The organism is Methanofervidicoccus sp. A16, from assembly GCF_003351865.1.
In the GTDB taxonomy this organism is placed as follows: domain Archaea; phylum AGJL01; class Methanococci; order Methanococcales; family Methanococcaceae; genus Methanofervidicoccus.
Genome location: NZ_CP022242.1, coordinates 156,508 through 179,359 on the forward strand (window position 1 = coordinate 156,508; position 22,852 = coordinate 179,359).

Below are 22,852 nucleotides of genomic sequence, written 5' to 3' on the forward strand. Positions count from 1 at the left end.
ACATGAAAAAGTTGATAGGTATTACAGGAATGCCAGGGTCTGGTAAGAGTGCAGTATTCGAGATAGCCCCTAAGTTCAACATTCCAGTAGTCTCTATGGGAGATGTTGTCCGCCATGAGACGTTAAAGAGAGGATTGGAATTAACACCTGAAAATGTTGGAAATACCGCTGTAGAGTTAAGAAAAAAATATGGAAAAGAGGCCATAGCAGTTTTCTGTCTTAAGTATATAGAGGAGAAGTATAAAGATGAGGATATAGTTATTATAGAAGGTATAAGGAGTATGTACGAGGTAGATTACTTTAGAAAACACTACCCTCTTACTATTGTAGCAATCCACTCCTCCCCTAAAACTAGATTTAAAAGGTTAAAAAAGAGAAAGAGAGAGGACGATACCTCGGAATGGGAAGCCTTTGTTGAGAGGGATATGAGGGAGTTGGGCTTTACACTTGGTAATGTTATAGCCTTAGCCGATTATATGATCGTCAACGAGGAGGATTATAACACCTACCTAAAGAACTTGGAGAATGTGTTAAAAAAGATAATCAGTTCCTGGGAAAAAGAGAACAGTGGCGGGCCCGGAGGGATTTGAACCCTCGACCACGGGGTCCGAAGCCCCGCATTCTATCCAGGCTAAACTACGGGCCCATACTCTAGGGATATATTGTTTAGGTCATTTTATATATATTTTTTATGGTAATAGTAATTATTGTTATTTTTTTAATACGGTGTAATCATGTGTGGAATAATAGGATATCTTGGAAATAGAAAAGTTTCAGAAATCCTATTAAAGGGATTAAAAAGGTTGGAATACAGAGGATACGACAGTTGTGGTATCGGAGTTGTTGATGGAGATAAATTAATAATAAAAAAAGGTGCTGGTAAGGTAGATGAGGTTTCCAAAAGGGAGAACTTCCTCGAAGTAGAGGGAAAGGTAGGTATTGGACACTCTAGATGGGCAACCCATGGAAGTATAACAAAGGAGAACGCCCACCCCCATACAGACTGTAAAGGGGAGATAGCAGTTGTCCATAATGGGATAATTTCCAATTATAGGGAGTTAAAGGAAGAACTGATCAAAGAGGAACATACTTTTAAGTCCCAGACAGATACTGAGGTAATACCCCATCTAATTGAGAATGAGATAAGAAAACTGGATAAGCCTCAAATCTCCCAGGAGGATTACATAAACGCTGTAAAGAGGGCTATAAAGAGGTTAGAGGGCACCTATGCACTACTTGTACTGAATAAGAACTTCCCAGATCTACTCCTTGGAGTGAGGAATGAGAACCCTCTACTTTTAGGTGTAAAGGAAGATGAGTGCTTCCTAGGTAGTGATATATCTGCCTTTTTGGAATGGACTAAGGAGGTTGTTCCCCTAGAGGAAGGGGATATGGTTGTTCTTAAGAGGGAGGGAGATAAAGTATCCTACAGTATATACAACTTAAGGGAGAATAGAGATGTTAGTAGCAACAGAAAGAAGATTACTATAGAGTGGGATATAGAGACTGCTGAAAAGGGAGGTTATGAACACTTCATGCTCAAGGAGATTATGGAGGAGCCCGAAGTTATAAAGAACTCTGCAAAGGTATCAAAGGAGGAGATTGAGGAGTTGGCAAGGTGTATAAGGGATTACAGTAGGGTGTATATCGTCGCCATGGGTACCTCCCTCCATGCAGGGATGGTTGGCGAGTACTGGTTTTCCAAGTTGAATAAGTTAGTAATTCCCTGTGATGCCTCTGAATTTTTAGTAAAGGGGATAGTAGATGAAGATACCTTAGTTATAGGGATCACCCAAAGTGGAGAAACCTACGACACCATAAGGGCTATAAGGTATGCAAAGAGTAAAGGAGCAAAAACTGCCACAATAGTGAATGTACTGGGATCCACTGCAACGAGGATAAGTGATATCACAGTTATGATGGGGGCAGGTATCGAGATCGCAGTATGTGCAACAAAAACCTATCTATCACAACTTATGATACTGTATAGACTCTTTATAGAGTATGGTAAAATAATCGGTAAAGATATGGAGGTATTTGAGAGGGAGATAGAGAGGATCCCTGGCTATATCAAAGAGATATTAAATAATAGAGATACTATAAAGAAGGTATCAGAGAGTTTAAAGGCTAAAAACTACCTATTTATCTCCAAAGGTATAAACCTACCAAATGCCTTAGAGGGTGCTCTGAAGTTCAAGGAGATCACCTACCTCCATGCAGAGGGTATGAGTAGTGGATTTTTAAAACATGGTACCATATCCCTTATTGACGAAAATATGGACACTGTAGCCCTTGTGCCACCCTCCAGTAGTAATCTCTTCAGATCTGTAGTATCTAACATAGAGGAGATAAAGGCCAGAGGCGGTAAGGTAGTTGCCATATCACCTGTGGAGATAGAGGTGGTGGATCACCTTATAGAGATACCTGATGTATTGGAGGAGGTGAGCCCCTTCCTCTATGCACCAGTTTGTCAGTTGTTGGCATACTATAAGGCTGTGGAACTTGGTAGGGATGTAGACAAACCAAGGGGGCTTGCTAAGAGTGTTACTGTGGAATAATTTACCTTCTAAGTATTTTATTAAAAAATTGGTTTTCTATCAAGGTTTATTATTACCTTAATTTCCATTCTAAATAATAATTTAAATAATAAAAATAAGAATAATAAAAAAGACTGGAAAAATATTAAAATATAATACTTATAATGATAAAAATTAATAATAGCAACCTGTTATAAAGGATCTACTCCAATTCCATTTGGTATCTTAGAGCGTCCCAGAAAGATTATCTCTTATTTTGATTTTAATACTTCTTCTTATACTTTTATTTTTTATAATTATTTTCATTATTCTTTAAATTATCCTTTTGATGGGAAGTAGAGTTTATTATAATTTTTTATTATTGTAATTTTATTGTGATTATTGGAATATAATCATTAAAAATAATTTAAAAAATAATAATTAGTGGGAAAATAATAAAAAATTAATAAAAAGTAGTAGAATAATCTTATAAAAAAGAATTTTTAATTTTTTTAATTATTCTATTCATTATTATTTTTCTATTTGAGGTCCTTGATGATGGTAATTTTAGGTGTCAACAAAATATTAGAAGAAAATTATTTATCTCTTAATTTTAAGAAATAAAGGAAAATCTTCTGTTTAAGGAATCTTTATCTTATAAATACTGGAAAAGTAGGATAGTACTCTTGTTGAATTCTTTTTTCTTTTTGTTATTTTGTATTTTTTTAAATTTTTATTTTTATAATATAAATATTATAATCCTAATATTATTATTGATTTACTAACTTTAAAATAGGAAATTGGCCATTACTCTAACTCCTCGTACTCCCTCTTCAATATAAGAGCATCGTACTCCAACCTTGGACTCTCACAGATAACAGTGCCCCTTACACCGTAGTCCTTCAACGCCTTTAGAAGATCTCTATAGTTAAATTTTGACTCCTTAAGGGGTAAGTGATTCTTCTCCCCTCCCTTTCCATAGTCAATCCCTGATATATGGATATGCATATCGTATATTCCCTTTTTTCCAAGAGTATCCTCTACCTTTTCCAGTATCTTGTAGAAGGCGTTGTAGTCGTTTATCTTTCCCATACTCCTTGCATAAATATGGGCAAAATCTATACAGGGCAATATTCCAAGTTCCTGGGAGAGGGAGAGGGTTTCATCTAAATCTCCAAACTGGGTAGTTCTTCCAGTGGTCTCTGGTCTCAACATTACATTTATCTTGTTCTCCTTTAGGTAATCTAGTATCTTTCCTATGTTCTTTGCTATAGTATTATATACCTCTTTTTTATCTTTCTTAAGGTAGTATCCTGGATGAAATACAATGTTTTTATTGGCATCAGAGTATCTATTGAAGATGTTTATTATCTTTCCTGTATTTATAATATGGTTTATACTTCTCTCAATTTTCTCTTTCTCTTTGGCATTTAGATTTATGTAGTAAGGTGCATGAGCACTTACTACAATCTTGTTTGAATGCTCCACTAGGTCTTTAGCACCCTTCTCTTTTATATTAACTCCATGGACAAACTCCAACTCCATGGCATTTAAATTTATTTTCCTTAAGAGGTAAAAGGCGTTTTTGGTAGTCCTCGGTTTTGTATTTAGAGGTATACCTGCAGTTCCAAAGTTTAACATACTATCCCTGAACAATTATTTTAAATTAGTACTGAGGTGGTAAATCATACAATATTATCTATAAAAGTAACGACTTTTTACATTACATTACCATTTGGAGTGGATAGTATAAAAAAGTATTATTTTTATTTTATAGACTTAAATTTCTGAAATAATAATAAGAATTAAGATTTAAATAAAAAAATAAATAACAGAATTATGGTAATATTTAAAAATTTTAACCCTGCTCTTAAAAGTTTCTGCTTAATCACTATCCTTAACAACAATAGTAAAATCCCATAAACACTATTTCAATTTCCTTCTTCAATCTTATTCGTATCTCTGAAATTCTAGATAAATAACCGCATATTACTAAACTTTCTATTATCATTGAGCCGTATGCTCAAAAAATATATACTCTATTTATCTTTTATTTTTCTACATAGGAGATCCTCTATTCTGATTAGCAACCATCCTGTTAATGATACACTATAACAACATATTTGAATATATGATATTTCCCAGCTTTGTTAAATATATCGTTTTTTTAACTGTTTTAGATACCCTAATACAATATAAAAGAAAAAAAATGGTTAGTTCCTTAAAGATTATATGATTATTATTAAATTCTTAATATTATGTGAGAAGGTAGTTAAAGATAGGTATTATTTTCCTATTAGTTGGTGATCCCTTTCTCTCAATATTTAGAAACATTTTAAGGAAAGTAATTATATTTGAATATTGTTTTTTTGTTTTACAACCTCTTTTTCTTAATTTTAACATATCCTAAGGAATTAGAGACAACAATTCATTCATACAATGGTGGAAAGATGGAGGTTAAGGAGTATATCAACCATCTGAAAAAATTAGTGGAACTTGAAAGGAAGGCAGAGATAGAAGCCATGAAAGAGGAGATGAAAAAATTAAGTGGTCAGGAGAGGGAGAAGGTAGGTAGGGCTATCTTGGGATTAAATGGGAAAGTTATCGGTGAAGAGTTTAAATATAAACTGGTGAAATACGGTAGAAATAGAGAGATAAAAACTGAAATATGTGTTGGAGATCTCGTAGTAATAAGTAAGGGCAATCCTCTAAGAAGTGATCTAGTTGGTACTGTAACTGAGAAGGGAAAACACTACATCGTAGTAGCCTTGGAAAATGTTCCTACCTGGGCTCTAAAGAACGTGAGGATCGATCTCTACGCCAACGATATAACCTTTAGGAGACAGATAGAGAATTTGGATAAACTCAGTGAAAGTGGAAAGAAAGTGTTAAAATACATACTGAAACTGGAGGAACCTAAGGAGAGTAAGGAAACTGAATTTGAACCAGAGGATGGGAATTTAAATGAGAGTCAGAGAGAGGCTGTGTGTCTATCCCTTGGGAGTGAGGATTTCTTTCTGATCCATGGGCCCTTTGGTACAGGAAAAACTAGAACTGTCACAGAGGTTATAATCCAGGAGGTGAAGAGGGGAAAAAAGGTACTTGCAACTGCAGAGAGCAATATAGCAGTTGATAACTTAGTTGAACGTCTCTGGGGAAAGGTTAAACTGGTTCGAGTGGGACATCCCTCCAAGGTATCGAAACACCTGAAGGAATCTACCTTATACTACCAGGTTGAAACCCATGAGAGGTACAGGGAGGTTAAGAGGTTGAGGGAGAGAGTAGAGAAGTTAATAGCACATAGGGATAAACATCTGAAACCCACACCTCAGTGGCGAAGAGGTCTCTCAGATGAGGAGATCCTGAAGTTTGCAGAGAGAGGGATCGGTGTAAGGGGAATATCTTCCAAGAATATAAGATCCATGGCCCAGTGGATCACAGTTAATATGGAGATCCAGAGGTTGTACGAGGAGGCCAGAGGTATTGAGGAGGAGATAATTAGGGAGGTGATAGATAAGGCGGAGGTTGTCCTAAGTACAAACTCCTCGGTGGCACTTGAGTACTTGGAAGGTGTTAAATTTGACGTTGCAGTTATAGATGAGGCTTCCCAGACAACTATTCCAAGTGTCTTAATTCCTATAGGGAGGTGTGATAAGTTCATCTTAGCGGGAGATCATAAACAACTACCTCCGACGATCCTAAGTGAGGAGGCACAGGAACTAAGTGAGACTCTCTTTGAAAAACTTATCCAGTTGTACCCCTCAAAGAGTAGGATCCTGGAGATACAGTACAGGATGAACGAGAAACTTATGGAGTTTCCAAGTAGGGAGTTCTACGATGGAAAGATCAAGGCGTATGAAGGAGTTAAAGATATAACCCTCCTAGATCTAGGTGTTAAGGAGACCTCCTTTGAAGAGCCCTGGAGGTATATCTTAGATCCTAAGGAGCCCTTAATTTTTGTTGACACATCTAACCACCCCGAGAAGTGGGAGAGACAGAGAAGAGGTTCCACCTCAAGGGAGAACCTCTTAGAGGCAGAGGTTGTTAAGAAGATCCTGGAGAGACTTATAGAGATAGGTGTATCACCAGAGTCTATCGGTGTTATAACACCTTACGAGGATCAGAGGGATCTGATAGATACGTTAATAGGGAATTACAGGGTGGAGGTGAAAACTGTAGATGGATATCAGGGGAGGGAGAAGGAGGTGATAATTCTTTCCCTTGTCCGTTCAAATAGGGAGGGAGAACTGGGATTCTTAACAGATATGAGGAGGTTGAACGTTTCCCTTACAAGGGCAAAGAGGAAGTTAATAGTTGTTGGAGATAGTGAAACCCTTAAATTACATCCAACTTACAGGAGGTTTATTGAGTACGTTAAAAGTAGAGGTATGTTGGTACATTTAAATAAAAAGATATAAAAATTTTAAAAATAAGAATAATAAAAAAGTAAAAAATTCCTAATCTTGTTCCATTTAATTATTTCTTTTTTAATATTTATTATAACTTATAACTATTATTTTTATCGCGATTCTTAACAGTTGTAATTTAGTATTGGTTAAAAATAAAAAGGGAAGGAATTCCTATCTATATTCTTCTTCCGATACTTCTAAACACTAAAGAAGTGTATGTAGGGATATATATGGAAGTATGTAGCGTTTGTAAGGAAAAGAAGTCTATCTACTATCAGCGCCACTCAGGTTTAAGGTTCTGTAGGGAATGTTTTATAAAGTATATAAAAAAGAAGGTTAGGAAAACACTAGGTAAAAAGATAATAAGACAGAATGTTAAAATTGGAATGGGAATAAGTGGAGGTAAGGACAGTTTAGTAATGGCCTATCTATTGAGGGAGTACTACGCTCCAATACCTAACTCAGAGGTTATTGGGCTAATAGTGGATGAGGGAATAGAGGGATTTAGAAAAAAGGGAATAGAGATAGCGATAGAGTTCTGTGAAAAGTACGATATACCTTACTATATAGCTACCTTTGAGGAATACATAGGATGTACCTTAGATAGCATAGTAGAGAGGGCTAAGGAGAAAAATATAACAGCCAACCCCTGTACCTTCTGTGGCGTAATTAGAAGGAGGATATTGAACAACATGGCTTTAGAGAGGAGGTGTAATTACCTGGCAATAGGTCATAACTTAGATGATGTTGCCCAGGCAGTAATGATGAATTACATAGAAGGAGATATTAAGAAATTGGCTATACTGGGAAGGAATATTGAACATCCTAAGTTTGTCAAGAGGATCAAACCTTTAAAGTATATTCCTGAGGATGAAGTAAAACTCTTTGCAGATCTCTTGGGCATTAAATACCACAGTGAACCCTGTCCATATTCCTCCCTATCCTACAGGAGTGAAATCTCGGATATCTTAGATCTTTTAGAGGAGAGGCATCCAGGGAGGAAGTATTCCATTGTTGCAGGTTTTGAGAGGTTGGTAAAGTATCTACCTGTCGAAAAGGAGAGAGGTGTATGTAAGTACTGTGGTAATCCTTCTGCATCTGATGTATGTAAGGTATGTGAGATTTTAAAGAAGTTGAACATAATTTAAATATAGAGATAAATAAATGTGAATTTATAAATACTATTAATAAAAATTACGCAAATAAAAAAATAAGGTTTTGAACATGATAACAGATGGAAGAAAAATACTGGAGGTTGGTATAGGACAATCTACAGATCCTACTGAAGCTATTGAGGAGGCTCTAGAGGGTTGTAGAAAACCAGATTTAACCATAGTATTTGCATCCTCCGACTTAGATCCTAACGAAGTTTACAGGGAGATAAAGGAAAAAGTTGGAAATTCCCATATAATAGGAGGTACTACTGCAGGGGAGTTTTCCAGTGCAGTTGAGAAACCGCAGAAAGGCACTGTAGCAGTGATGACGCTGAAAAGCCCCTACCTTAAAGTTGGTGTTGGTGTAGGTGAGGGAATATCCAAGAATCCCTTTGAATGTGGAAAGGAGGCAATTAGCAAAGCCTATGCCTCTTTAAAGGACAACCCTACAGCATCTGCAGTAATATCCATCGCCTTTATGAAGAAAAAGGGGCTAGATCTCTTGAAGATGAAACCTTTCGTTAATATCATTCTTCCAGATGGTTTGGCAGGGGTTGAGGAGGAATTTATAAAGGGAATTGTATCGGCTGTTGGATGTAATCAGTGTATCATAGGTGGATCCACTGGAGATGACTTAAAATTTAAAAGAACCTATCAGTTTGGTAACGGTGTATATACAGATGCAGGTGTAGTGGCTACCTTGAGCAGTGCCCTAAAGATAGGTACTGGATATGGCCATCCCTTCTATCCTACAGATGCAGGTGCTGTTATTACCAAGTCTAAGGGAAGAGTAGTCTATGAGTTAGATGGTAGACCTGCCTCTGAAGTTATGAGGGATTTACTTGAAGTGGATGAACTAACCCCTGAAATATTCTCTCAGACACCTGTAGGTGTTAAATCTTCAGATGTTTATGGGGAGTATATTATAAAAAGCCCTGCAAATGTGAAGCCAGATGGTAGTATAACTTTCTATTCTGAAGTTCCTACTGGATGTTATTTAACTATCATGGATACTGATAAAGAACACATCATCGAATCTTTTAAAAGAACTATACTTAATGCTATAGAAGATGCAGGAGATCCAGAGGAGATAGGTGCAATTGTCATATTTAACTGTATATTGAGACACTTACTTACAGAAAGAGAAGGAATAAACGATCTTAAGATAATAAAGGAGTTGGTAGGTGATGTTCCAGTAATTGGATTTAACACCTATGGAGAGCAGGGGAGTACTTTAGGGGGATCTATAGGCCATTACAATCAAACCTCTACTGTGTTATTGCTGAGTAATGAGGTAATCTCTAGGTAGGATTTTTACACTTTTTAGTCAACTGTATAATAACTATAATAATTAAATAATAACAATAATTAGAGTAAAAAATTAATAAATAAAAAAATTAAAAAAATTCTCTAAGAAAAAAGATTAAAAATTTTATCTTTCTTTCCTCTCGAGTATAATGATATAGTCCAGGAAATAAGAGATATATCCACTTTAATTTTAATAATTTTTAATTTTTATTTTAATTTCTTAATATTTTTTTATTTTAGAGGTTCTCGATTGTAGTATTTGTTCAAAAATCTGTTCAAAAAGTTTTGCATTTAAAAAGCGTATATAACTATTTGTACTAGGTAGTAATTCACAAGTTTTTTATTCATTACAACGGTGATACCTTGGAAAACGATTTAGATGAGAAACTTATAGAGATACTAAGTATATTAACCAAGTACGACAGACCTGTAGGTGCCAAGATAATAGCAGATGAACTTAAGAAACGGGGTTATGAGTTAGGGGAGAGGGCAGTTAGGTATCATCTTCAACTACTAGATGAGAAAGGCTTAACTGAGAAGGTAGGATACCACGGTAGAGTTATAACTGAAAAGGGGTTAGAGGAGTTAAATAAGGCGAACATATCCTACAGGGTGGGATTTGTATTCTCTAAGATATTGGAAAAGATGTATCTATCAGACTTTCCAAGGAGTGTTATAATCAACAGGTCGATAGTAGAGGGGGATTATAGGGAAGTTAAGAAGTTGGTATTGAAGGTTATAGATAGTGGTTTTTCCATAGGAGATTTTATAAATATAAGGAGGGATGGAGATTTTATCACAGTTGAGACTCTATGTTCCATAACCTTTGACAGTTACCTTATGAAGAAGGGCGTATATCCTATGATAAAGTATGGAGGTATAGTTAAATTTGAAGATTACGAACCTGTGGCATTTGAAGGTGTTATAGACTTCAGTAAGTCATCTATAGATCCCTTAGAGGCATTTATTACTCGGGGAAAAACTGATGTACTTGGAATTATAGAAAACGGCGAGGGGTACCTACCTGCAAACTTCAGGGTTATTCCCAATATAGCGTTGGATAGATTTGAAAACATTATAAAACAGGATATACTCAATGGGATACTAAGTTACGGCGAGGAGAATGTATTAGGGCTAAGTTTAAATGAGGGTGAGGTGGGGATAGTGCTTGTAGGTGGATTATCTCCTATATGTCCCTTGGTGGAAAAGGGGTATTCAGTTAAGATCAGTGCGGCAACTGATGTTGTAGATATCTCCAATATAAAAACAGTGAGTGTAAGTAAAAGGTATTTAAAGCCTGTGAAGAGGAAGGGGAAGGTTAAGATAGTATCTGTATTCTCCAAGATGCTCTCCATGATACATAAGGTAGATTACTGTATCGAAGATGGAGAGGGTAAGGTCTTAGTAAATAGATGTTGCATAGATAAAAAATATGAGGAGGAGGTGTTGGAGGCACTTAATAGATGTTATAAAATGGGAATTATGGTATCTGACAGGGTAGGTTTTGAATATAAAGGAAACAACTTAGTGGTAACTACCATATGTTCCTCTACAGTGGATGGAATACTTATAAGGTACGGCGTTCCCCTGATTCCATACTGCGGGGGTATATTGGAACTTTCAAAGGATAGGTTTATAGAGATCATCTCCTACGACGGCACCTCATTGGATCCCCATGAGATATTCCTCAACAGAATAGACGGTAAAAGTACAGTCCTATCTGGAGTTAGAAAGGCCCCAATGGTTGCAAGGGATAGGTTAATCCAGTTATTGAAATCTCTAAACTGGAAAGGTATACACAAGGTAGGGAAACCTAATAACGATATATGTGGTGTTAAAGTTGATAAGAGTATGTTTGGATATATAAGTTTTGGAGGTATGAATCCCTTCGCTGTACTTAAAAGTAGAGGTGTGCCTGTAGAGGTTTCTGCACTTCATGGGGTTGTAGATTACAGTAAGTTGACTCCTATAGAAGAGTTAATATAGATTAAAAAATTTATTTAAAAAATAATCATTATAAAAATATTTAAATATATTAAATTAGAATCGAAAGTTATATATATCACAACTGTATATTATAAATACTGCCAAGTAGATGGTATGTGCAGAGGTAGTCTAGCCTGGTAAGGCGTGGGACTGGAAATCCCATGGGGCTTTGCCCCGCGGGGGTTCAAATCCCCCCCTCTGCGCCATTTTTTTATTTATTTTTCTTTTTTTTATAAACACGACTATTTTTTGGAGGTGCTTATATTGAGTCAGGGGGAATTTAGGCATAGATTGAGGATCTCTAAAACAGATATAGATGGAAATGCTCCATTAGAGTTTGCCCTACAGGATATTAAAGGTATAGGTAAAGCCATGGCTAAAGCCATAGTTAGAGTTGCAAAATTAGATGGACAAAGACCTGCAGGTTACCTAACTGATGAGGATGTTAAAAAGATAGAGGATATATTAAGAGATCCTGCGAAACACGGAATCCCATCGTGGATGTTTAACAGAAAGAGGGATCCTTACTCAGGAGAAGATAGACACCTGATAGAGAGTGACTGGATACTTGCAGTCCAACAAGACATAGCAACTATGAAGAGGATCAGGTGTTATAGAGGAATTAGGCATGAGTTAGGACTACCATGTAGAGGTCAGAGAACTAGAAGTACATTTAGAAGAGGTCCTACAGTTGGTGTTAGTAGGAAGAAGAAAAAGTAATATAAGGTGAGAGTAATGGGAGATCCTAGGCGATTGAAAAAGAAGTACGATACTCCTAACCATCCCTGGATTGGGGAGAGAATTAAAAGAGAGAAAGAACTTTTAAATAAATACGGTCTTGTAAACAAGAGAGAACTTTGGAAGATGGAGACTAGATTGAGAAAGTTCAGAAGACAGGCTAGGAAGTTGATAAGTGATACCTCCAAACAGGGAGCAAAGGAGGCTAAGCAGTTGTTTAGCATCCTAAGAAGATATGGAATATTGGTTAAAGAAGATCCAACTTTGGATGACGTCCTCTCCCTTACTGTAGAGGATATACTGGAGAGAAGATTACAGACTATAGTATTTAGAAAAGGGCTGGCAAGAACTATAAAACAGGCTAGGCAATTTATAGTCCATGGGCATATCGCTATTAAAGGTAGGAGAGTTACTGCACCTAGTTATTTAGTACCAGTTGACGAAGAGGATCATATAACCTATGCTCCAACCTCTCCATTGGCCTCCAAGGATCACCCTGAGAGGGTGAAAGTGGTAACTACTGAGGAGGGCAATTAAAAATTTTGAGTAAGGTGATAAGATGGGTGGAAGATGGGGGGTTGTCCACATCTATGCCTCCTACAACAACACTATAATACATGTTACAGACATAACAGGAGCAGAGACTATTGCTAGGATCTCTGGAGGTATGATTGTAAAGAACCAGAAAGATGAGTCCTCTCCATATGCAGCTATGCAGGGGGCATTTAAAATAGCTGAAATGATAAGAGAAAAAGGTATTGATAAGGTCCATATAAAGGTAAGAGCCCCTGGAGGTAGTGGGCCAAAAAACCCAGGACCTGGAGCCCAGGCTGCAATTAGGGCTTTGGCAAGAGCAGGAATACAGATCGGTAGAATAGAAGATGTAACTCCAATACCTCATGATGGAACTACTCCAAAGAAGAAGTACAGGTAAATTATCTAATTTGGTGGTATCTTGATATCTGATATTCAGAAGGAAAAAACACGAATAGGGGATATCCTCAGGTTTAAATTAAAGGGACCCCTTTCCTTTTCCAATGCCCTAAGGAGGATAATGATATCAGAGGTACCTACATACGCTATTGAATACGTTTATATCTATGAAAACACATCCTCCATGTATGATGAGTTGATAGCCCATAGACTAGGCCTTATCCCAATAAAGGGAATGCCCCTTAGTAAAGAGGAGGTTATAACATTTGTTCTCAACAAGGAAGGCCCCTGTACTGTATACTCGGGGGATCTAAGATCTGAAACAGGAGAAGTTGCATTTAAAAATATTCCTATTGTTAAGTTGAAAGAAGGACAGAAGTTAAAGTTAGAATGTGAGGCTGTAGTAGGTATAGGAAAGGTACATGCAAAGTGGCAACCTTGTAATTGTACATACAAACAGATTGATGAGAATGAAGTTGAATTTTTAGTGGAGTCTCATGGTAATATGGAACCTGAGGAAATACTAGTTTCATCTATTGAGATATTAAAGGGTAAAGGGGAAAAACTTCTAAAGGAGTTGGAAACACTAGAGGAATAAGGTGGGATCTATGAGAGAACCTAAGGCAACTAATCCAAGAATCTTAAAGTTGATAGAAACACTTAAATTTGAATCCTACAGAACTCAGAGAAAGATCTGGAAGGATTTAGCAAGGAGATTATCGAAACCTGCTAGAAGGAGGGCAGAGGTAAATATAAGTAAAATAAATAGATATACAAAAGAAGGGGAGATAGTAGTTGTTCCAGGTAAGGTGTTAGGTGCTGGAAAGTTGAATCACAAGGTAACTGTTGCTGCACTCTCCTTCTCCGAAGGTGCAAGGAGGGCTATTGAAGAAGTAGGGGGAAGGTGTATAACTATCGAGGAGTTAATTAAGGAAAATCCTAAAGGTGTCCAAATAAGGATTATGGCATAATTGAAACACAGGTGAAAGGTATGGTAGTTATAGACGCTAAAAATGCAGTTGCTGGAAGGTTGGCATCTTATGCTGCCAAATTAGCCCTCTCAGGAGAAGAGGTATTGATAATAAATGCAGAGAAGGCAATAATAACTGGAAACAGAGAATATATCTTCAAGCAGTTTCTCCAGAAAAGACATAGAAAAAGTATAACTAACCCAAGAAGAATGGGTCCAAAGTATCCAAGAAGGCCCGATGATATTCTTAGAAGAATGATAAGAGGCATGCTACCATACAAGAAGGCAAAGGGAAGGGAAGCATTTAAGAGAGTTAAGGTTACAGTAGGAACTCCAGAGGGCGTAACTCCAGATATCACCTACAACAAGATGCCAAATACCCACAAGTTTGTAACTATTGGAGAAATCAGTAGACATCTAGGAGCTAAATTTTAAAAGGGGTGGTTAGGTGAAGGTAGTACATACTGTCGGTAAAAGGAAAACCTCCATTGCAAGGGCTACTGCAAGGGAGGGAAAGGGTAGAATTAGGATAAATAAGGTGCCTATTGAACTTTTCGGACCGAAATATTTAAATATGAGGTTGATGGAACCTATAATACTGGCTGGAGATGTAATAAACACCATGGATATTGATATTACAGTTAAAGGGGGAGGGGTTTCAGGACAAATAGATGCAGTAAGAACAGCCTTAGGTAAGGCCATCGTTGAATTCACTGGAAGTATGGAGATAAAGAAGAAGTTCTTAGAGTACGATAGGACGTTGTTAGTTAGTGATGCAAGAAGAACTGAGCCCCATAAACCAAGTAGGTCCACCAAGGGACCAAGGGCCAAGAGACAGAAGTCTTACAGATAAATTTCCCTATTATTTTTTTGGTGGTAACTGTGGTGATGTTTCCTATTAGATGTTTCTCTTGTGGAGCTGTAATATCTGAGGTATATGAGGAGTATCGCTCCCGGTTGATGAAGGGGGAGGATCCCAAAGAAATACTAGACGACTTAGGAATTAAAAAGTACTGCTGCAGGAGGATGTTTATATCCCACAGGATAGATGAAGATGGTAGAGAAATATTTGACGATATGATGGAACATGATTCCTACTAAGTTTTTATGTGGGACTGTGGGGTAGCCTGGTCTATCCTGCGCGTCTGGGGGGCGCGCGACCCGAGTTCAAATCTCGGCAGTCCCACCATTTTTATTTTTTATTTATGTTTAAACCAGTATCTTGGTGTTTTTTATGAGATACACTAGGTTTGAAAAGGCCAGACTCATTGGAGCGAGATCTTTACAGATCTCAGATGGAGCCTATTTAACTGTTGAAACAGAAAAAGAATCCTCCTTAGATATTGCCAGGGAGGAGTTTGAGAGGGGAAAAATACCTCTAATAGCAAAACCTAAAAAAAGATACTAACTCTTTTTTTTATTATAAATTCTTAGAGGTAGATCTCTGTGGATGGGGAGATTATAATAGAGAGAATAACTGCAAAAAAGGTTTTTAAAAACTCAAAAATAGGTATTAAAATAACAACTTTAACACCAGTAGGAATAGGTTATCACATCATTCCAGTGAAAAACCCTGACTATGTTATATCCGACATCGAGAATATAATAGCGCCAGAACTTGTTGGACACCCTGTATCGGATCAGGACCTAATAGATTCTATAATATGTAGTACTCCAATAGAGGATACAGTTACAACCATGGGAGTCTCTCTAAGTGTCTCCCAGGCGGCAGCCAATGCCTTAGAGATACCTTTATTTAAGTATATTGGAGGTGCCCTCTCCACTCAGTTACCAAGTGTAGCCTGTCCTCTACTCTCTGACGGTGAGGGAGATCTTATAGTAATACCTATAACTGAATCGATAGAGGAGATGGTATACCTCTACAAAAAACTATTGGAGAGTCTCTCCATTACATATAAAGATACAGTTGTAGATATAGAGGGAAGATATAGGTGTAAAAACATCTTTCAGGAGTTAGATAGATTTAAAGGGATAGTATCTGAAGTATCTGAGGAGGAAGATATTAAAATACTGGTAGGTACCTCACTAAGGGAGAATATAGATGATAATGAGATATTTGAAAAAATATCCGACCTAGATTATTTAGAAAGTCCTAAAACTGTAGAATTTGACGGTATTTTAACTACAGAGGATATAGATGATGTAGCAGACTTCTCAAAGGTAGAACCCTATACAGTTAGTACATTAAGTGAGTTGTACTACTATATAGAGTATATACTTGAGAGAGGTTTAAATCCTCTAATAGCAGGTAATAATCCCACCTTTTCACATATTGCAGTAGGTTTAAAGACACCCCTTATAAGATGCAGTATAAACTCCAATATTTTAAATGAACTATGGGATATAGAGAGAATACTTAATAATCCCTATATAAATAAACTATTGTAGTAGTAAATTTTCTATAAAGGGTCATGCTCTGTTTTGATTTTATTTTTTTATCTGGCCGTAATATTAACATTTTAAAACTTATAATTAAAAAAATAAAATATAATAAATAATAAAAATTATAATTAAAATAAAAGACTGCAATAAAATTTGTGAAGATATAAAAGATGATCCTGTTGAGAATGATCTATGGGATTAAAACAGTATTATAGAATAATACACATGAAAATTACCCTAAACTAAAACCGAAAACCTTATATATATGTTTATAGTATTACAATAAATCGATTGGGCTCGTGGTCTAGCTGGCTATGATGCCGCCCTGACACGGCGGTGGTCGGGAGTTCGAATCTCCCCGAGCCCACTATTTTTTTTAAGATGTTTTATTCGTATATTCAAATATTTAATTGCTACTTTTTAATTTCAGAATAGTTTTTCTCAGATCTCCAGTTTCAAGTAATAATTTCTCAACATCTTCTCTTTTAAATCCTTTCTCCTCCAAGAGTTCTACAGCCTCTCTAAAGAATCTCGATCTTCTCAATATCTCCTGAGATAATTTTTTCTTTAATTCCATATACTCTTCCTTACTCATCCCAATACTCCTAAGAACCATATCCCGTAAAGGACATGGTTTACTTATCTTACAGCACCATACTAAACTGTTGAAACAGGTGCCCTTTCCTTCCCCTAATCTTGTTTTCTTTCCAAATTCTTCTTTTATCTTAATATACTCCTCAGGGGTCATCTTTAGTACCTCCAGTGCATCGTGTATAGGACAGTTCTTTATAGGGGGACAACAGAAGGCCAATCCTCTAAGATCCCCTCCCCTACATATATGAGATGGTGCATCCTTCCACATATCTATCACCACAATTTTACAGGCAGATTAACCTTAAAGTGTATTAGGATAAAATATAAATTTTTATCTTATAGATTAACAAGAATTCATTTTATTTCCTAATAATTATTATAATAAAAATCCCATTCCTATTTAAATAACTATTAATTTTTACTTCTATTGTGAAAATTTTAATACTATTCTAATTTATGGTGAAAAAATGAAGATTATACACTTCAACACTGTTTCACTGATAATAGAAGAGAAAAGAATGACGTATACAGGAAAAGAATTGGAACCATTATGGGCCTTTGAAAGGTACAGCATCCAGAAGGATAGTATTGTGGTTTTTAGAGGGAAGATAGAGGTACCTTTAGAGAATATGAAAGATCTAAAGGATGTAAAGGAGGAAGGTTTTAGGAGCAAAGTATTGATAACTTCTTTAGATGCCATAAATTTCATTCTCGAACATTTCGACAATCCAGATTTAAAGATGGCGTATTTAAGGCAGAGGCTTCTAGTGCTTATAACTAAGGAGGTACTGGAGGAGATCTCTGGGAAAAAGATAACAAGGAAAGGTGATGATCTGTACTATAAAGGGGGGAAGTTGTCAGTATCTATAGCCTCCAGGGGTATATCTTCGGGAAAGATACATTTAGGTATAAACCTTTCTAAGAAAGGAACCCCATCTTATATTAAAACCTCATCATTAGAGGATCTAGGAATCGACATTGAAGAAGACACTATACTGGGTATTATGGAAACTATAGGAAGAAGATATGGAGAGGAGATGGACAAGATAGAGGAGGATATAAGAAAAACTAGATGTTTATATGGTTCTTATTAAGAAGATGTTTTAAAATACTACTCCAAATTTTCCATTAAAAAATAATTATAAAAAATTAAAAAGAAGGTTATAAAATAAAATTTTTAACATTGGTTGGATAACTATAAAGAGATAAATACCTTTCTTAATAAAGGATAACGGTTTTTACTTTTTAGCCATTAATATTTCTTTATTAAATATTTAGCACTATTAAGATTTTTAATTTTTATAAATACTTATTAATAATCATAATTCTTATTATTTTTTTTATTGTTTAACTATTCACTTTGATGAGAACTTAAGTTAAAAAATTATTAAAAATCTTAACTTTTACTCTAATGTAAACTGGGATTTAAAACATATCCTTCGTTGTTGCCCTTAGTGATCACTATCTCCCCATCTATACCTATTCTATCAAAAAACTCCTTAGAGGTTTCAACTACTTTCCTAATATCTTCCTTACCATTACATATAGAGTACAAGGTAGGCCCAAAACTGGATAACCCACTGTAGCCTACCCTCTGAAGTTCCCCTAGAAGATTCCTAACTATTTCCTTCTGAAGTCCCACTTCCACTTTTTTAAACCCTAAATACTGAAGTTTGTTGATACCTTCACCAAATGAAACAATATCTCCCTCAACTATAGCAGGCAGGATTTTCATAAGGACAATGTGGCATATCCTCTGGGTCTCCTCTAAAGGCACAGGACAGTACTTCTTAAAGATATCCACCTCCCTATCACCGTGGATGTTCTCTCCCTTAGGGATTGTAAGTACAATGTCCCACTTGAAGTCATGTCTGAATATTAGAGGAGGTACTCTGACATTTTTTGAGGCTGAAGAAGGAGCAAATATTTCCTTGTCCTTGCCCTTTCCAAAGGTATGCCCTCCGTCTACTATGAAACCTCCTCTCTCAAAGGCATATACACCTATTCCCGAGGTTCCTCCTCTACCTGTGATACTGGCTAGAGTTTTGATGTCTAACTCCTTGTTGTACACTTTTGATATCAACATCCCTGTAGATAGTGCCATCTGGGTACCACTACCTAACCCACTGTGTAGGGGGATAATATCTTTCACTTTTATGTAGATCCCGTCCTCTCCAATATATTTTAAAACCTTTTCAGATACTCTGAATACCCTATCTCTTATATTATTTAAAGTATCTTCAGGGATTCCTCTATACTCTATCTCTATCTCGATCTCTGAACTCTCTTTACCCTCGATATGAAAGTTAGGGTAGTCTAATGCAATCCCCAATCCTCCGTCTACTCTACCTATACTTCCGTTGAGATCTATTAATCCAATATGGATTCTTGAGGGGGATTTAAGAGTTATCATAAAACTGCACCAATTTTGTTTTACTTTAAACCTGAAATTTTCTCTGCTTTTCTAGTGTTCTGACATCCCGAGGAGATACAGTAAAATTTTATGTGTTTATCCAGTATTTAATTTTTTATTTATTAATTTATAAAAAATAATAAAGGCAAGTAAAAATACAATATCTTTAATACCCTAGCTCCCATCAAAAGGATAGTTTAAAAAAAAATAATAAAAATAATTATAAAAAAAATAATTATGATAAAAAAGAAAATTTAAAAATAAATAATAAAATAAAAATGTTTAAAAAATAAAAAACTTCTATCATCCCAGATATAAAATTTTAAAAAGAAGATTGGAGGGGAATAGCCCTCTGAATATCTTTTAATATAGTGGATACCAGAATAAGATCTCCTATCTTACATAAGTGATTAGAAAGATCCTAGAATGTTTAATAGTATTTTATATTATAGATTTTATACTGATTATTTTAATCATGATTTTTAATTATAACAATTATTATTATTTTTCATTTTTTTATTGTTCTTTTAATCACTACTTGGTGGGAACTAAGGTATATTATTTTATATTATCACTTTGGTGGGAACTAGGGTTCTTTAATATATTTCCAATGTTTAAGCTTTTAAATTTGCTAAATTCCAACAACTAAAGACAGTAGTAAATGAATCACCACTCCAATTAATACAGAAACACCTAAATTCTTCCATTTTCCGTATGATAAAAATACAAATACTAATGCTACGATGCTCACACCTATATTTTCAAAATCAATGGGAAAGGATACTAAGGAGGTAATAAAAAGTGCAGATATTATAGCTGTCGATGAATAGGGAAGGAATTCATTAATGCCCTTTAATCTTTTAAATTTTTCGCTAAAATATAGGGGTAAAAACCTTGTTAGATATGTTCCTATGGCGACTAATACTATGGCAATGTAATGCTCTATCATTTTCCCACCTTTATTTTTAACAACAGTATTGGAGTTAGAATACCTGCAAGTAGTATTCCAACAGAAGTATATCCAAGATAATGGAATAGAAGGGAGATAGATCCTCCGATCAGTGCAGAGATTATATGAGATCCTTTAAGGTTTGAAATTAGAAGGACTAAAAACAGTGCTGGAAATGAGAATGTTAAGGAAGGTATCAAGATTTTATTAGAGAGTAGGATTGACCCGCCCAGGATACCAATTAAAGTTCCTAAAATCCATGACAAATAAGCTCCCAACTCTAAACCTAAGATAAATTCCTCACTATTTGGTGCATTTAAAGATAAGGCAAAAACCTCATCTGTCAATCCAAATGCTGTTATAAAGTGGTTTTTTATTTCAAATCTTTCGGAGATTATACAACTATAAATTATATATCTTAGGTTTAAAAGTAATGGAACAACTACTGCATCTATAAAGGAATGGGGCATAAGGGAAATTAACGCGAATTGACTTGTTCCACCGAATATCAATGCCGATGCAAGAAGTATTTCAACTTCGTTAAATCCTAATGTTAAGGCTGTTATTCCAAAGGTTATACCAATGGGAATATAACCAAGTGCTATAGGGATACTAGCAATGATTCCTTTAATAAACATGACTATTCCTCCTTTTTAGAGGGAAAGATTATCTGCTCAGTTATATTATTTACCATAGATTAACAGTATCTATCCGTCATCTTTTTTACACATCCACAATTTATAATATAAATACATTTATATCGTATTGAGTTTAAAATAATTTAAAATAAATTCCATATACATTCTGATAAAATTAGGGAGTATTATTAAAAGTAGGCTTATATTGGTGAAAAATATGAACTTTAGAATAATAGATAACGGCGTCACAGCTCCAAAAGGTTTCAAAGCAAATGGCTATAAAAATGGAAAGTATGGTGTAGGTATAATATACTCTGAGAAAAACTGTACTGGTGCAGGAACCTTTACAACCAATAAAGTTGTTGCCCATCCTGTTAGGATATCCAAGGAGGTACTGAAGAATAACAGGGATAGGTTAAGATGTATTGTAGTAAACAGTGGAAATGCCAACTGTTTTACTAAGAATGGATACGAAGATGGAAAAAGAATGATATCTAAAACTGCAGAACTCCTAAATATCCCTGAGGATTCCATCTTAATAGCCTCCACTGGAGTTATTGGAAGAAAGATGCCTATGGATACAATACTTTCTCAAATAGAAGAAACATATAAGAGGTTGAAAGAAGAAAGTAATAACTACAACTTCGCTCTCTCTATACTTACTACCGACAGATTTCCAAAAACTCTTGCCCTTGAATTTGAGGTAGATGGTAGAAAGGTGAGGATAGGAGGTACTGCAAAGGGTGCTGGAATGATAGCACCTAATATGCTCCATGCAACAATGCTCTCCTTTATTACTACAGATATCAAGATAGATCCAGAGGATTTAAAGGTAGTACTCCAGGATGTAGTAGATGAAACCTTTAACAACATCGTTGTAGATGGAGATACAAGTACCAACGATACTGTATTTATCCTTGCAAATGGAGAGAGTGGAGTTAGATACGAGGAGTGTCCTGAGTTGTTCAAAGACGCTCTCCATTATATATGTAGGGAACTGGCTAAGATGATCGTAATGGATGGAGAGGGAAGTACAAAGATGATGGAGGTTGTAGTAAAGGGTTGTGCCTCAAAGGAGGATGCTATTAAGGCATCAAAGAGTATCGTTAGATCCTTACTTGTAAAGACTGCTCTCTATGGTGGAGATCCAAACTGGGGTAGAATAGCCGCTGCAGTGGGATACAGTGGGGCAGAGATGGATATGAAGGTTATGGATATTGTAATATCCGATTATAAGAGGGAGGTCTATCTAGTTAAAGATGGAGATCCTATAGATGAGGAGAGTGAGGAGTTCAAAGTGGCAGAGAAGATTATGAAGAACGACAAGATTAAGATAGTTGTAGATCTGAAGATGGGGAAATATAAGAATACCTCCTACGGTTGTGATCTAACCCATGACTATGTAACCCTTAATTCCGAATACACTACTTGAATATTTACATATATGGATTAACGAAAAGTATATATAGGAGAACTGATATTGTAGTGTATGCTTTTGAAGTATTTCTTTTATGGGCCCGTGGCCTAGCCTGGATACGGCACCGGCCTTCTAAGCCGGGGGTCGGGGGTTCAAATCCCCCCGGGTCCGCCATGGATCTTTTTTCCTATTAACATTGCTCCAGTGGTGTAGCCCGGCCAATCATGCGGGCCTTTCGAGCCCGCGACTCGGGTTCAAATCCCGACTGGAGCATATTATTTTCTTGTCGTTATCCTCTTTTATTATTTTAACTGTTTTTTTTTAAATTCTACCATATTAATTTAGAAGGGAATCCTGTTTATTCTTTTTTAGGATTTTTTGAAACAATTCAGAGAAAGTTGTTATATAGAGACTTTTTACATTT

General features: G+C 35.8%; 23 protein-coding genes and 6 tRNA genes. 23 read left to right on the plus strand and 6 right to left on the minus strand.

The window, feature by feature from the left end; translation table 11 throughout:
- Nucleotides 1-2: 2 nt before the first annotated feature.
- Nucleotides 3-590, plus strand: coding sequence for an AAA family ATPase (locus CFE53_RS00670; RefSeq protein ID WP_148119980.1), 588 nt, complete (start codon nucleotides 3-5; stop codon nucleotides 588-590).
- Here the strand turns inward: CFE53_RS00670 and CFE53_RS00675 are convergent.
- Nucleotides 569-646 (minus strand) — tRNA-Arg (locus CFE53_RS00675). The two genes, CFE53_RS00670 and CFE53_RS00675, sit on opposite strands and share 22 nt — an antisense overlap.
- 88 nt (nucleotides 647-734) lie before the next feature.
- Here CFE53_RS00675 and glmS point away from each other — a divergent pair.
- Nucleotides 735-2,558: a glutamine--fructose-6-phosphate transaminase (isomerizing) gene (gene glmS / locus CFE53_RS00680; protein WP_148119981.1), complete on the plus strand. Its 1,824-nt coding sequence runs from the start codon at nucleotides 735-737 to the stop codon at nucleotides 2,556-2,558.
- Between the two features lie 765 nt (nucleotides 2,559-3,323).
- On the opposite strand, the gene CFE53_RS00685 is transcribed toward glmS, so the two are convergent.
- Complete coding sequence (locus tag CFE53_RS00685) at nucleotides 3,324-4,157, minus strand: TIM barrel protein (RefSeq protein ID WP_148119982.1); 834 nt, start codon at nucleotides 4,155-4,157, stop codon at nucleotides 3,324-3,326.
- Between the two features lie 809 nt (nucleotides 4,158-4,966).
- On the opposite strand from CFE53_RS00685, the gene CFE53_RS00690 reads away from it, so the two are divergent.
- From CFE53_RS00690 to CFE53_RS00770, 17 genes are all read left to right on the plus strand, one after another.
- Entirely contained in the window at nucleotides 4,967-6,934 is a 1,968-nt protein-coding gene (locus CFE53_RS00690) for an IGHMBP2 family helicase (RefSeq protein ID WP_148119983.1), read from the plus strand.
- Between the two features lie 221 nt (nucleotides 6,935-7,155).
- Nucleotides 7,156-8,073, plus strand: a complete 918-nt coding sequence (locus CFE53_RS00695; RefSeq protein ID WP_148119984.1) for a TIGR00269 family protein — start codon at nucleotides 7,156-7,158, stop codon at nucleotides 8,071-8,073.
- A gap of 76 nt (nucleotides 8,074-8,149) precedes the next feature.
- Entirely contained in the window at nucleotides 8,150-9,388 is a 1,239-nt protein-coding gene (locus CFE53_RS00700; protein WP_172456335.1) for an FIST signal transduction protein, read from the plus strand.
- A 362-nt stretch (nucleotides 9,389-9,750) separates the two neighbouring features.
- On the plus strand, nucleotides 9,751-11,373 hold the full coding sequence (locus tag CFE53_RS00705; RefSeq protein WP_148119985.1) for a DUF128 domain-containing protein: 1,623 nt from the start codon (nucleotides 9,751-9,753) through the stop codon (nucleotides 11,371-11,373).
- A gap of 118 nt (nucleotides 11,374-11,491) precedes the next feature.
- Nucleotides 11,492-11,579, plus strand: a tRNA-Ser gene (locus CFE53_RS00710).
- Between the two features lie 58 nt (nucleotides 11,580-11,637).
- The gene (locus tag CFE53_RS00715; protein WP_148119986.1) at nucleotides 11,638-12,093 is read left to right on the plus strand and encodes a 30S ribosomal protein S13; all 456 of its coding nucleotides are present in this window, start codon (nucleotides 11,638-11,640) and stop codon (nucleotides 12,091-12,093) included.
- 15 nt (nucleotides 12,094-12,108) lie between these two features.
- Nucleotides 12,109-12,648: a 30S ribosomal protein S4 gene (locus CFE53_RS00720; RefSeq protein WP_148119987.1), complete on the plus strand. Its 540-nt coding sequence runs from the start codon at nucleotides 12,109-12,111 to the stop codon at nucleotides 12,646-12,648.
- Between the two features lie 22 nt (nucleotides 12,649-12,670).
- Nucleotides 12,671-13,045 (plus strand): 30S ribosomal protein S11, encoded by a 375-nt coding sequence (locus CFE53_RS00725; RefSeq protein ID WP_148119988.1) that lies wholly within the window; start codon nucleotides 12,671-12,673, stop codon nucleotides 13,043-13,045.
- A 21-nt stretch (nucleotides 13,046-13,066) separates the two neighbouring features.
- On the plus strand, nucleotides 13,067-13,642 hold the full coding sequence (locus CFE53_RS00730; RefSeq protein WP_148119989.1) for a DNA-directed RNA polymerase subunit D: 576 nt from the start codon (nucleotides 13,067-13,069) through the stop codon (nucleotides 13,640-13,642).
- A 10-nt stretch (nucleotides 13,643-13,652) separates the two neighbouring features.
- Nucleotides 13,653-14,015, plus strand: a complete 363-nt coding sequence (locus CFE53_RS00735; protein WP_148119990.1) for a 50S ribosomal protein L18e — start codon at nucleotides 13,653-13,655, stop codon at nucleotides 14,013-14,015.
- Nucleotides 14,016-14,035: 20 nt separating this feature from the next.
- Nucleotides 14,036-14,449 (plus strand): 50S ribosomal protein L13, encoded by a 414-nt coding sequence (locus CFE53_RS00740; protein WP_148119991.1) that lies wholly within the window; start codon nucleotides 14,036-14,038, stop codon nucleotides 14,447-14,449.
- Between the two features lie 13 nt (nucleotides 14,450-14,462).
- Nucleotides 14,463-14,867, plus strand: coding sequence for a 30S ribosomal protein S9 (locus tag CFE53_RS00745; protein ID WP_148119992.1), 405 nt, complete (start codon nucleotides 14,463-14,465; stop codon nucleotides 14,865-14,867).
- A 32-nt stretch (nucleotides 14,868-14,899) separates the two neighbouring features.
- Nucleotides 14,900-15,115, plus strand: coding sequence for a DNA-directed RNA polymerase subunit N (locus CFE53_RS00750; protein ID WP_148121106.1), 216 nt, complete (start codon nucleotides 14,900-14,902; stop codon nucleotides 15,113-15,115).
- 10 nt (nucleotides 15,116-15,125) lie between these two features.
- Nucleotides 15,126-15,203 (plus strand) — tRNA-Pro (locus CFE53_RS00755).
- A gap of 45 nt (nucleotides 15,204-15,248) precedes the next feature.
- The gene (locus CFE53_RS00760; RefSeq protein ID WP_148119993.1) at nucleotides 15,249-15,422 is read left to right on the plus strand and encodes a DNA-directed RNA polymerase subunit K; all 174 of its coding nucleotides are present in this window, start codon (nucleotides 15,249-15,251) and stop codon (nucleotides 15,420-15,422) included.
- A 38-nt stretch (nucleotides 15,423-15,460) separates the two neighbouring features.
- The gene (locus CFE53_RS00765) at nucleotides 15,461-16,423 is read left to right on the plus strand and encodes a hypothetical protein (RefSeq protein ID WP_148119994.1); all 963 of its coding nucleotides are present in this window, start codon (nucleotides 15,461-15,463) and stop codon (nucleotides 16,421-16,423) included.
- A gap of 287 nt (nucleotides 16,424-16,710) precedes the next feature.
- Nucleotides 16,711-16,784 (plus strand) — tRNA-Val (locus CFE53_RS00770).
- Between the two features lie 39 nt (nucleotides 16,785-16,823).
- Here the strand turns inward: CFE53_RS00770 and CFE53_RS00775 are convergent.
- A complete protein-coding gene (locus CFE53_RS00775) occupies nucleotides 16,824-17,279 on the minus strand; it encodes a methanogenesis marker 9 domain-containing protein (RefSeq protein ID WP_148119995.1) in 456 nt (151 codons plus the stop codon).
- A 199-nt stretch (nucleotides 17,280-17,478) separates the two neighbouring features.
- Between CFE53_RS00775 and CFE53_RS00780 the strand changes: the two genes are divergently transcribed.
- On the plus strand, nucleotides 17,479-18,105 hold the full coding sequence (locus tag CFE53_RS00780) for a DUF366 family protein (RefSeq protein WP_148119996.1): 627 nt from the start codon (nucleotides 17,479-17,481) through the stop codon (nucleotides 18,103-18,105).
- Between the two features lie 314 nt (nucleotides 18,106-18,419).
- Here the strand turns inward: CFE53_RS00780 and CFE53_RS00785 are convergent, their stop codons facing one another.
- The 3 genes from CFE53_RS00785 to CFE53_RS00795 form a co-directional block, all read right to left on the minus strand.
- The gene (locus CFE53_RS00785; protein WP_148121107.1) at nucleotides 18,420-19,421 is read right to left on the minus strand and encodes a beta-ribofuranosylaminobenzene 5'-phosphate synthase; all 1,002 of its coding nucleotides are present in this window, start codon (nucleotides 19,419-19,421) and stop codon (nucleotides 18,420-18,422) included.
- 634 nt (nucleotides 19,422-20,055) lie between these two features.
- Entirely contained in the window at nucleotides 20,056-20,373 is a 318-nt protein-coding gene (locus tag CFE53_RS00790; protein ID WP_148119997.1) for an AzlD domain-containing protein, read from the minus strand.
- A complete protein-coding gene (locus CFE53_RS00795) occupies nucleotides 20,370-21,011 on the minus strand; it encodes an AzlC family ABC transporter permease (protein WP_148119998.1) in 642 nt (213 codons plus the stop codon). Before CFE53_RS00795 ends, CFE53_RS00790 begins: the two co-directional genes overlap by 4 nt.
- Nucleotides 21,012-21,228: 217 nt before the next feature.
- On the opposite strand from CFE53_RS00795, the gene argJ reads away from it, so the two are divergent.
- The 3 genes from argJ (at nucleotide 21,229) to CFE53_RS00810 (ending at nucleotide 22,701) form a co-directional block, all read left to right on the plus strand.
- Nucleotides 21,229-22,443 (plus strand): bifunctional ornithine acetyltransferase/N-acetylglutamate synthase, encoded by a 1,215-nt coding sequence (argJ, locus tag CFE53_RS00800; RefSeq protein ID WP_148119999.1) that lies wholly within the window; start codon nucleotides 21,229-21,231, stop codon nucleotides 22,441-22,443.
- Between the two features lie 81 nt (nucleotides 22,444-22,524).
- Nucleotides 22,525-22,602 (plus strand) — tRNA-Arg (locus CFE53_RS00805).
- Nucleotides 22,603-22,626: 24 nt separating this feature from the next.
- Nucleotides 22,627-22,701, plus strand: a tRNA-Glu gene (locus CFE53_RS00810).
- Nucleotides 22,702-22,852: the final 151 nt, after the last annotated feature.

Excerpts from the sequence above, each read along its gene's own strand:
- CFE53_RS00670 (WP_148119980.1), top strand. The coding sequence starts at position 3 with ATGAAAAAGTTGATAGGTATTACAGGAATGCCAGGGTCTGGTAAGAGT.
- glmS (WP_148119981.1), top strand. The coding sequence starts at position 735 with ATGTGTGGAATAATAGGATATCTTGGAAATAGAAAAGTTTCAGAAATC.
- CFE53_RS00685 (WP_148119982.1), bottom strand. The coding sequence starts at position 4,157 with ATGTTAAACTTTGGAACTGCAGGTATACCTCTAAATACAAAACCGAGG.
- CFE53_RS00690 (WP_148119983.1), top strand. The coding sequence starts at position 4,967 with ATGGAGGTTAAGGAGTATATCAACCATCTGAAAAAATTAGTGGAACTT.
- CFE53_RS00695 (WP_148119984.1), top strand. The coding sequence starts at position 7,156 with ATGGAAGTATGTAGCGTTTGTAAGGAAAAGAAGTCTATCTACTATCAG.
- CFE53_RS00700 (WP_172456335.1), top strand. The coding sequence starts at position 8,150 with ATGATAACAGATGGAAGAAAAATACTGGAGGTTGGTATAGGACAATCT.
- CFE53_RS00720 (WP_148119987.1), top strand. The coding sequence starts at position 12,109 with ATGGGAGATCCTAGGCGATTGAAAAAGAAGTACGATACTCCTAACCAT.
- CFE53_RS00725 (WP_148119988.1), top strand. The coding sequence starts at position 12,671 with ATGGGTGGAAGATGGGGGGTTGTCCACATCTATGCCTCCTACAACAAC.
- CFE53_RS00735 (WP_148119990.1), top strand. The coding sequence starts at position 13,653 with ATGAGAGAACCTAAGGCAACTAATCCAAGAATCTTAAAGTTGATAGAA.
- CFE53_RS00740 (WP_148119991.1), top strand. The coding sequence starts at position 14,036 with ATGGTAGTTATAGACGCTAAAAATGCAGTTGCTGGAAGGTTGGCATCT.
- CFE53_RS00760 (WP_148119993.1), top strand. The coding sequence starts at position 15,249 with ATGAGATACACTAGGTTTGAAAAGGCCAGACTCATTGGAGCGAGATCT.
- CFE53_RS00775 (WP_148119995.1), bottom strand. The coding sequence starts at position 17,279 with ATGTGGAAGGATGCACCATCTCATATATGTAGGGGAGGGGATCTTAGA.
- CFE53_RS00780 (WP_148119996.1), top strand. The coding sequence starts at position 17,479 with ATGAAGATTATACACTTCAACACTGTTTCACTGATAATAGAAGAGAAA.
- CFE53_RS00790 (WP_148119997.1), bottom strand. The coding sequence starts at position 20,373 with ATGATAGAGCATTACATTGCCATAGTATTAGTCGCCATAGGAACATAT.
- CFE53_RS00795 (WP_148119998.1), bottom strand. The coding sequence starts at position 21,011 with ATGTTTATTAAAGGAATCATTGCTAGTATCCCTATAGCACTTGGTTAT.
- argJ (WP_148119999.1), top strand. The coding sequence starts at position 21,229 with ATGAACTTTAGAATAATAGATAACGGCGTCACAGCTCCAAAAGGTTTC.